This is a genomic window from Moorena sp. SIO4A5, assembly GCF_010672005.1.
Classification (GTDB): domain Bacteria; phylum Cyanobacteriota; class Cyanobacteriia; order Cyanobacteriales; family Coleofasciculaceae; genus Moorena.
The window spans coordinates 1-9820 of the sequence record NZ_JAAHHZ010000190.1 but is presented as its reverse complement, the minus strand read 5'-3'; the positions used below and the strand labels follow the sequence as shown (position 1 = coordinate 9820).

At 44.0% G+C, this 9820-nt stretch carries 9 protein-coding genes; 2 read left to right on the top strand and 7 right to left on the bottom strand.

Annotation, left to right across the window (positions count from 1 at the left end; all coding sequences use genetic code 11):
* Positions 1-46 precede the first annotated feature (46 nt).
* Together hisG and F6K57_RS31510 are read left to right on the top strand one after the other, a co-directional pair.
* On the top strand, positions 47-706 hold the full coding sequence (gene hisG, locus F6K57_RS31515; RefSeq protein WP_293021974.1) for an ATP phosphoribosyltransferase: 660 nt from the start codon (positions 47-49) through the stop codon (positions 704-706).
* A gap of 59 nt (positions 707-765) precedes the next feature.
* Positions 766-1539 (top strand): DUF1350 family protein, encoded by a 774-nt coding sequence (locus F6K57_RS31510; RefSeq protein ID WP_293072050.1) that lies wholly within the window; start codon positions 766-768, stop codon positions 1537-1539.
* A 33-nt stretch (positions 1540-1572) separates the two neighbouring features.
* Here the strand turns inward: F6K57_RS31510 and F6K57_RS31505 are convergent, their stop codons facing one another.
* The 7 genes from F6K57_RS31505 to F6K57_RS31475 form a co-directional block, all read right to left on the bottom strand.
* On the bottom strand, positions 1573-1707 hold the full coding sequence (locus tag F6K57_RS31505; protein WP_293072049.1) for a hypothetical protein: 135 nt from the start codon (positions 1705-1707) through the stop codon (positions 1573-1575).
* Between the two features lie 248 nt (positions 1708-1955).
* Positions 1956-4484, bottom strand: coding sequence for a serine/threonine-protein kinase (locus F6K57_RS31500; RefSeq protein ID WP_293072048.1), 2529 nt, complete (start codon positions 4482-4484; stop codon positions 1956-1958).
* Between the two features lie 413 nt (positions 4485-4897).
* Positions 4898-5701 (bottom strand): hypothetical protein, encoded by an 804-nt coding sequence (locus F6K57_RS31495; RefSeq protein ID WP_293021971.1) that lies wholly within the window; start codon positions 5699-5701, stop codon positions 4898-4900.
* A 676-nt stretch (positions 5702-6377) separates the two neighbouring features.
* Positions 6378-6623, bottom strand: coding sequence for a DUF4278 domain-containing protein (locus F6K57_RS31490; protein WP_293021970.1), 246 nt, complete (start codon positions 6621-6623; stop codon positions 6378-6380).
* Between the two features lie 39 nt (positions 6624-6662).
* Positions 6663-6809 carry a hypothetical protein gene (locus tag F6K57_RS31485; protein ID WP_293046466.1) on the bottom strand — a complete coding sequence of 49 codons (147 nt, stop codon included), beginning with the start codon at positions 6807-6809 and terminating at the stop codon, positions 6663-6665.
* A 428-nt stretch (positions 6810-7237) separates the two neighbouring features.
* The gene (locus tag F6K57_RS31480) at positions 7238-7387 is read right to left on the bottom strand and encodes a hypothetical protein (protein WP_293046463.1); all 150 of its coding nucleotides are present in this window, start codon (positions 7385-7387) and stop codon (positions 7238-7240) included.
* Between the two features lie 36 nt (positions 7388-7423).
* Positions 7424-9820 (bottom strand): GH116 family glycosyl hydrolase (locus F6K57_RS31475; RefSeq protein ID WP_293072047.1); only part of this gene is annotated, 2397 nt, incomplete at its 5' end.

The window sequence follows — 9820 nt, the reverse complement described above, 5'->3', positions numbered from 1 at the left end:
TCAGTGAACTAATTGACCCCCTGCCAAAGCTCCCGAAGCTCCCCATATGATTACCATCGCATTACCCAAAGGCGCACTCCTAAAAGACAGCATCAAGCTACTGCAATCCGTTGGCTTAGACTTTAGTGCCTTCCTAGACTCCTCCAACCGCCAACTCCAGATTCAAGACCCCAGTCAAACGGCTCAAGCTCTACTGGTACGAGCTCAAGATGTACCGGTTTACGTGGAATATGGTCAAGCTCAGTTGGGGATAGTTGGTTACGATGTGCTACGGGAAAAAACCCCGGCAGTGGCTACCTTAGGTGACTTACACTTTGGTTATTGTCGGATGTCATTGGCAGTTCGTGCCGCTAGCTCTTATCTAAGCCCTTTGGATTTGCCAGCTCATGGTCGCGTAGCCTCCAAGTTTGTTCACTGTGCTCGGGAATATTTCAATAACCTGGATTTGCCAGTGGAAATTATCCCGCTCTACGGTTCTGTTGAACTTGGTCCGATTACCGGGATGTCGGAGGCAATTGTGGATTTGGTGTCCACAGGTCGTACCTTAAAAGAGAATGGCTTGATTGAAATTGACATTTTGTATGAGAGTACAGCAAGACTGATTGCCCATCCCATCAGTTATCGCCTCGATATTGATGGTATGAACAATTTGATTGAGCAGATTCGAGAATTGACTAAGGTCAGTGCTGAATCTTTAGTGAGTTAGTTATGATTCTTTAGTTAGTAGGGTGTGTGACTAACCCACCCTCGCAAGTAGAGTATAGCATGGACTGGCAAGAGATATCTGGTAACTGGGTTTTAATCCCCAATCGTCCCACCGGGATTATCCATTTCCTGGGTGGGGCGTTTATTGCTACAGCACCCCACGTAACTTACCGATTGTTACTGGAAAAATTAGCAGCTCAAAGGTATGCAGTGATTGCGACACCGTTTGTGAATACCCTCGACCATATTGCGATCGCACGAGATGTACTCAATCGCTTCGAGACTACTCTAAATCGCTTACAGGTAACCAATGTTTTACGGAAACGGTATCTACCCATCTATGGTATAGGCCACAGTATGGGGTGCAAACTGCATTTGTTGATTGGCAGCCTCTTCAGTGTAGAGCGAGCTGGTAATATCTTGATTTCCTATAACAACTATTCCGCTGACCGTGCTATCCCCTTTGTGGAACAGTTAAACCTCAATCCTGTCTTTCAGGTAGAGTTTACTCCCTCACCCCAAGAAACTAACTATCTGATTACTCAACGCTATCAAATCCAGCGTAATTTACTGATTAAATTCACTGATGACGAGATTGACCAAAGTGTTAGCTTGACCCAAGCCTTAAAGAAACGTTTTCCAAATATGGTTGTGCTACAGCGGATACCAGGAAATCATTTAACACCTTTAGGGCAAGATGTGACCTTAAACCCAGGGGCAGTGTTTACCCCATTGGATGCCGTAGGTCAGTGGGTCAAGCAAGAAGTCTATCGCGATTTAAATCGGTTGCAACGGGAAATTTTGCGATGGTTAAATCCTCTAGCAGTGGCTTAAGGTTGTTCGCGTAGCGTGGCCTTTTGGCCAAGGTTAGCAGGTTGAAAGTTGTTCGCGTAGCGTGGCCTTTTGGCCAAGGTTAGCAGGTTGAAAGTTAGTAGGTTGAAGGTTAGTAGGTTGAAAGTTAGTAGGTTGAAGGTTGTTCGCGTAGCGTGGCCTTTTGGCCAAGGTTAGTAGGTTGAAGGTTGTTCGCGTAGCGTGGCCTTTTGGCCAAGGTTAGTAGGTTGAAGGTTAGCAGGTTGTTCGCCTTTGGCGTTCGGTGTAGGGTAGGTTGTCTGTCAAAATGCAGAATTCTACATTCTGCATTCTACATTCTACATTCTAAAATGTTGTTCGCCTTTGGCGTTCGGTGTAGGGTAGGTTGAATCTTGAAAGTAGATACTCAAAATTCAACTGCCCTATTGAATGACTAATCACTAGGATAAGGTTTCGTCAGACTCTAGCACTGTGGTAGATTCCGACAACGGAACAGTTTTCTGTGAACTCGAACAGTCACTATCGACCATGGTTGAATCCTCTAGCACTGTGGTAGATTCCGACAACGGAACAGTTTTCTGTGAACTTGAAAAGTCACTATCGACCATGGTTTCCTCTGGTTCTGGCAAGGTGGAAGCCTGAGATTGTAGCGCTACCGATGACTCAGGGCTACTAAACGAGAATCTTGGCAAGGTTTTGGTTAAAGGTTTCAGTGCTTCTAATACTTCCTGAGCCGACTGATAGCGACTTCGGAAGCTATAGCGCACCATTTTGTTGACCACTGTAGCTAATTCAGGACTGACCTGTGCCTTATCGAGCCAAATTACTTCTCCAGTTATGGGATCTGTGGGTAATTTGCTAGGAGGTATGCCAGTAAGCGATCGCACAGCAATCATACCTGTGGCATAAATATCACTGTTAAATCTTGGACTACCCACAGCTTGTTCATTAGGCATATAACCTTTAGTACCAATGCCCACCGTGAACTTAGTCAAATTTCGTCTTGGATGCAATTGATTAGTAATTTCTTTAACAGCGCCAAAGTCAATTAGCACCAGCTTCTGATCTGATTTGCGCCGAATTAGATTATCAGGTTTAATATCTCGGTGAATCACACTGTGACTATGGACAAACTGCAATGCCTGTAGAATATCTACCACTATCCCAATGACGTTGGCTTCAGGAAGAGGTTTCGGTAGTAACTCATTGCTGAGAGGATGACCATTAATGAACTCTTCAACTAGATAAAATTCTTGATTTTCATCAAAATAGGCTAACAGCTCAGGGATTTGGTGATGTTTGCCCAACTTTTCCAGAATTTCTGCTTCCGTTTGAAATAACCGTCGAGCCAGTTGCCAGTGTTGAGGATTATTGCTAGCAGGTTTGAGCTGCTTGACCACACAGGTCGGATTTCCCGGTCGCTGGGTGTCTTCAGCAATAAAGGTTTCGCCAAATCCTCCGGCACTAAGTCGTTTGATGATTTGATAGCGTCCACTTAACTTAGTCGCTAATAGTTCCTGTTCCCTCTCCTCCAGCAAATTCCTTAAATCATCCTGTCCAGAGATAATTTCTTGGACAATGGGCGCAGAAACGTAATGTTTAAGAGTTTGGCGTAGTTGCTGTTTGTTCTTCAGGTCTTGAATTGCTCCCATAGCGCTACAGAAAATACCACTGAGAGTCATGCTAACTAAAGGGACTGCTGTAGGCAAAATTAGCCCCTCATACACGAAAAATAGATAACTGATTCCTCCCCAAGTGATTACCCCGAGCACTGTCCAGCCTAGGCAAACTTGCCATCGCTTAATCCGACTGAATAAGTACCTTACGACATTAACCCCCAAAAATATCAACACTCCTCTGTGGATAGGATTGGGAATTGCTTGGACAATGGCATGACCTTCGAGTAGTGTTGCGATCGCATTAGCATTGATTTCTACCCCAGCCATTCTGTCGGACACAGGAGTCCGATGAAAATCTGGTAATGAGCTAGCAGTTGGTCCAATTAAAACAATCTTGTCTTGGAAAGACTTACCATCGTCTAGGCGAGTGTGCCAGCGATTATCATCTAAGACATACCAGAAGGGAATAGATGTAAATGCATCCGAACCGTAGAAGAAAATATTCTCTGGTTTGGGCTTCGTCTTCAGTCCTGATTCCTGAGCAGCTGCCTTCGCGTAGCGTGGCCTTTTGGCCAAGGTAGCCTCATTAAAGGAAGGTACTGTAAACATCAGCTGATCAGATGTTTCTGCCAATTCTGGATTATTCTTAGCCCAAACTTTGGGAAACTGATTGGCTAGACGATAGATTCTGCCATCCGGCTCAATGGGATAATTAATAGAACCTACAGATAACTGGGGTGTCTCAAACAAAGAATTTGGCTTAACTAGCTTGATAGTCTCACCTTCAACAGTTTCGTAAGTCTCATACATAGCGGCCAGAGTAACCCTTTCGCCATAGTTTTTTAGCACCTCTCTCAACCGTTGATCATCTGCCTCACCGTAACTACTGGGACTATCTAACACAATACTGACGGCAACAGACTTAGCTCCAGCAGCCATCACACGCTCAATCGCTTTAGCATAAGCAGCTCGTTTCCAGGGCCAGCTCTTGATAAGTTCTAAATCAGTTAGTGCTTGAGACTCATCATTATAATAGGATTGATTTAAATTCAGAGACTCCTCATCAATTCCCAAAATCACTATATTGTCTGGGGCAGCCACCGGACCCCTAAGTTTGAAAAACCAAGCTTGGGTTTGTCTTTCCATCCGTTGCACTCCCTCCCAATCCCGAGCCGTTGAAATTGCTCCGAATAGGGGAAAAAAAACAGCTAGTAGAAAACCTAATCTAGCTGGATTTAACCGAGTGTTATGCTGTGATGATGTATCTTTATTTGTAGAAATATCTGTATACTGAGTTGGTGTATGGGAAGGAATAATCTTCCCGAACCACCCCCTAGGATTAATAAACATTTTGATTATTTTAATCGTTTATTATCTATAGTATCGAAGCAAATTTATTAGCTGCATAAAGATTATTCAAGCCTGTTTAAAAAGTTGGTTAAGGAATAATTTAAACAAGACTTACGGCAAACTGAAACCAAACTCTATAAATAGTAGGGTGCGTTATTAACTAGATTCACTGCGTAATATCATGTCCGGGAGCATTGGTATTGTAAAGGTTGGGTAATCGGTAATTATTAATCGGCAATGACTAATGACTAATGGCTAATGGCTAATGGCTAATACCAATTTTGGAAATTACGGCTACACATAAATTTTATCTCCCCATCTCCCCATCTCCCCATCTCCCCACACTCCCTACTCCCTACTCCCTACTCCCTACTCCCTAAAACTATTGAAAACTACTATCAATTAAATTGGTATTACGTCATCCCAACCCGTTTGGTTCTTAGAGTAACATTAACCCCTTCAGTGGATTGCTCCAATACTAATAATGGCGTTGGTTTTGCCTTTTGATCCCAACGCATGCAAACAATACGTCCTTGAATTGTTGGTTGCCAGGTATCATTGTCCGCATCTGGACTAAGAAATGTTTCAATACAGTCAATAATTTGGCTAACGGTTGCCGAGGTGCGTTGAGTGGGTAATTTCATTAACTTAACTTGAATACGGAAAAGCACTCCCACACTGCGTTTACCTCGAATTTCAGTCTCGTACTTAACATCAAATATTTCATTAATTTTACGACCTGACGTACTAGCAACACCGATAACATTTCTAGAGTCTTGAGTAGGTCGTAATGCTATACTGATTAACTGTTTTATTCGAATTTTAATTTGATTGATAACTCCAAAGTGGAATACCTCTTCTTCCATTCGCATTCTGAGGTAGTCCAGATTAAATTCCCGCGAGTGAACCAAATCGGGATTTGATTCCATTTTCCGGATGGTATTAAGCGCCAGCTTTAACTTTTTTCGGAGATCAGCAGTTTTATACTGCTCCAATTTGAGCTTTTTGTCCCTATCCTTGAATTGCAGCTTACCATACACTACTAATCCAATCACCACTAAAGCTAGTCCAATAGACACAAAAATCCAATGATTAAAATTCCCCAGTTGCCCAGCAGAGCCAGACGTCTTGGGAATGGTAGATGGAGGTGAGGATGCAATTTTCACAGGTACAAAAACCTGAGTCCGTGATTCTCTGAAGATGAGATGATGGGACATAATCACTATCGAATAAAACTCAAAACCTCTTGACTAGGATTACCTTAGCGTGGATATCGTAAAAAATTTGTAAGCACCTGCTATTATTCGCTTTTGAATCAGTTAGTCAGAGACAAATGCTAATTCGCAGTATCTACATATAAATGTTTTTTACTTTCTTTCGGAAGCCTTTGTCCTTCTCCTGAGAAGGAGTGCTACGGAACTTCCCTTGTCCACTGCAGGAGTGGAGCTTCAAGCCATATCCATCCATGGCCTTTGGGCCACGCTACGCGAACGGTGATTAGTTTCGACTAGTTAGTCTTTGGGTACTAACCTATATCATAACCTGGTGTTCGCCACCAGTTTCTAGCTATAAGGAGGCGCATTAGCTGAACCAATCATCCAGAGGTTTTCCTCAGCAGAAGCGTCCCAAGGATATAACGGGCTTTCCGCACCCCTACGGGAAGGCATCCAAAGCATCTATAGTATTGTGCCAAGTATTGTGGCAATTTGGGTAAGCAATTGAAGCCTTTTCCATGGAAGCCTTTTGCCTTAGTTTAGTAATAGTGTTGCTATGGTAGATTACCCAAAGCCTAACTTAAGGAAGAATTTCAAGATACTCTATAGCTTATGTATGTAAGCATTCAGCTAAGGCCGATTGGCGCTATAGCTGATATGGGATAAGGCAATAGCTTAGCTATTTAGAACAAGGATGCTTTGCTCCGTAACGTTGCTTAGTAAAATCAATCGGTTTACCCCAAACAACGTGGAGATAATATGCCCCACGATACTTTAATTTACCGATCGCTTCCGGTAAAAGCACACCGTTGAGCTTTGGCTGTCGCCAACGGATACCACGATACTTACCAACAATTTTTTCTAATTTCATCTCAAAAGTTACCGGTTTATTTTCATAGGTAATACCACGGTAAGTGAATTTCATTATTTTATCCTCTTAATTGTTTGTGATATCTGTAATTGATCACTCCAAGTCAGAGCCTATACTTAGATAATTACCGAAAGTTAGACTAACGGAACAGTAAGCATTCAGCTTAGAGCTATCAGCTATCGGCTGATTGTTCGCGTAGCGTGGCCCATTCGCGTAGCGTGGCCAATAGGCCAAGGCCAAGGTTGTCCAAGATAACTGATGTACTCGTTCCCCTCAGGAAAATTCCTAAGTTTTGCTTGATTGAAAAACTGACGGCTGTTGTGCTGATACCTGAATGCTTACAAGTAACAAATCTGAGTGAGTGACTTTACTCCTAACACCCTTGATTTTATGTAGAGAGCAGTTGAGTGGTAGCTAAACCCAACAAAACTATTGCCAAGGTTGATTTCACTATGTTAAAATAAACCCTTGCAGCTATAAAATTCAGTCAACCAGGTAAGAAATTGACCGAAACAGCAATAAATTTAACTATCATCTTGATGATACCCAAGCTGCTGTAGTTTGGAATATCAATCAGGATTGCTCCCTTAGCTACCTTCTTATTGGTCAGTTGATCATCAGGACATTATAAAATTTGCCTATCGGATTTTCCGTTGAGAAACCAGTGATTAGCCCATCTTGCTGATAGTGTGGCAATGCGTTCGCGTAGCGTGGCCTACGGCCAATCGCGTAGCGGCTCCATTCGCGTAGCGTGGCCCATTCGCGTAGCGTGGCCAATAGGCCAAGGCCAAGGAGCATCCCATAACTAATCTCATCACTAAGGGTACACAACCCCCGCCATTACCTGTCTTTTTCTAGTTGGTATTATCGTTAAGCATTAAATAAACTGCCCAAATGCCCATGGCTCGCAAATAGTGACTAGCCCGGAATGTCCCTACTGCTGTAATCGCTTCTGGTGTCCTAAATTGCAAGCCATGATCATAAACCTGCCCCACCACTGCTTCAGTCATACCTAAAGCTTCATCTTTCATGCCTTGCTGAATCAGAAATGCTGCTAATCCAAAATTAATTCCTGTCCACACTTCCATCGGATGAGTAGCATCGGGATCTTCTGGTGTGCCATCGGGTCTGACTCCATTAGCTGCTCCCAGTTGACCCTGATGGAACTTTAAAAAACAGGCATCATACACAGTCTTGAGGGCTGAGAGAGTACACTCTGGTGGTACAATATCCGGTAATCCCAGTAACTGAGCATAAAATTGACCACATAACTGGTCTGCCATCACCACATCTGAGCCACTTTCACTATCTAGTTGATAGTACTGCCCATTCCACAGCTTTTCTTGATAAATTGGCATAGCTTGTGCTAACCATTGGCGATAGCAGTCAATGGTGTCTTGAATGGAATCTAGCTCAGGTACTTCTACTAATGGGGATGTTGGTGGATAATTCTTGGTCAGAATTTCTCCAATTGCGATCGCACTCTCTAAGGCCGCTAACCACAACCCCCCACAGTAAGCACTTACTCCCTGCAATCGCCAATCATCAAAGGTCTGATCTGGTGCGCCATAGTTTTCGGGGATCCCATCTCCATCTTGGTCAAACCCCTTGAGATAAGCCAGTGCCTTGACAATGGATGACCAGCACTCCCACAAAAAGTCTATATCTGTAGCGCTAGAAAAAACAAAATCCCGATAGACTTGTAAAACAAAGTCACTGGCTAAATCCTTCCACTGGTTACAATCCTGGTAGCTAGTATAATTGGTCTGTTGCCAAGGATGCTCATTGGGCGCTCCTAGGTCATGGGGAGTAGCATCCGCAATTTTACGGACAGCTTGAGCTTGGTTGTAGCCAATAATACGTATTGTTTCATCGCTGGTCGGGATAGCTCGGGCAAAGGCTTCTAACACCGCTTTATCCAGTTTCGGCCACAGCATTGCTAGGGCAAAAGAACCATAGAGCCGCACATCCAGGCTTTCGTACCAACGGTAATCTAGACATTCTAATACACCAAACTGTCCAATTGGGTCAAGTTCAGTTGCTGCTGTCCAGAGAGTACCGCCATCCGTGAGCAAGTAAAGCTCATTAAACAAGGCCATTTTGAACCAATTCGGTAAATCCTCCTGATTTAAAATCGGTTCTTGCCATGATTCAATTTGTTCTCGCCACAGATCATGGTGCTTGAGAGCAGTGCGCACCATTGACCAGCCATTATTACCGTTGCGTCCAAAAAAGTCCGTGTATCTCCGGTAATAGTTAATACCTAATTTAAATTCTGTCACCGGGAAGTCCCAAGTCAGAATAAAAGGAATTTTGCGGGTTTTACCTGGACGAAGAGTAAAGCGAATTGCGATCGCGCACGCAATTTGTTCTCCTGGTGCCGCTGGGGTTTCATCTTGATGGTCTACCAAGCTACCATCCGTAGCAAAGGTATCCCAAACCTCAGCACCATCACCAACTGGATTCCAGCGACCGTGGTAAAATACCTCCATACTGGGATTAGTAACTGTAGCGAGGCACAATTGCCCTTCCCCTTCTTTAATCTCATCCCCCAGTCTCACCCGGTCTAGAACAAATCCGACCCGATAGTGATCCACAACCCACTGATTCAAATTCCCCGTACTATCTCCCCACCGAGGCTGGTACTCATACACCGGGCTGCCATCATCCCTTACCCGCACCTCGGGATTTTTAATTGCATTGGTAAACCAACCCACCATATTCTGCCAAGTGAGCATGATGCTAAGGGTAATGGGGGTATCAGTAGGGTTATGAGCGGTCCACTCAAACACCGCCACTGGGTAACTACTTTCCTGATAACATCCTGCCCAAATCGGGGAAAACTGCTCACAGGTTAGTTCAGTCTGAAAGACATTTTTATAGGTAAACCAACTGCGAGGATACAAAGCATAGTAGTGACCAGAAACCTCTGAGCTGTTTTCCTCACCTTTGCCTTGTGTTGGATACCATTGCCAAGAGCCCAGCTGAGCATCCTCTGGTGGTTGAGTACATAAAGCATAAGCCTGGGCTAGAGAATGCTCTGGTTGTTCAAATACACTAAATTGACAAGGGGGGAGGCTTTTAAAGATGTGTTCTCCCCCATCCAAGTGCCATAAATTAAAATCTCCTCGGGGAGAGCGACCAATACAACCAGCACCAAATCCCCCCAAGGGCATGCCGTGCCAGGGACCATCATCAAGATTACTTGGGTAACGGACAGTATAAGGGTTATCCCAGCCTAGTCCCAGGGG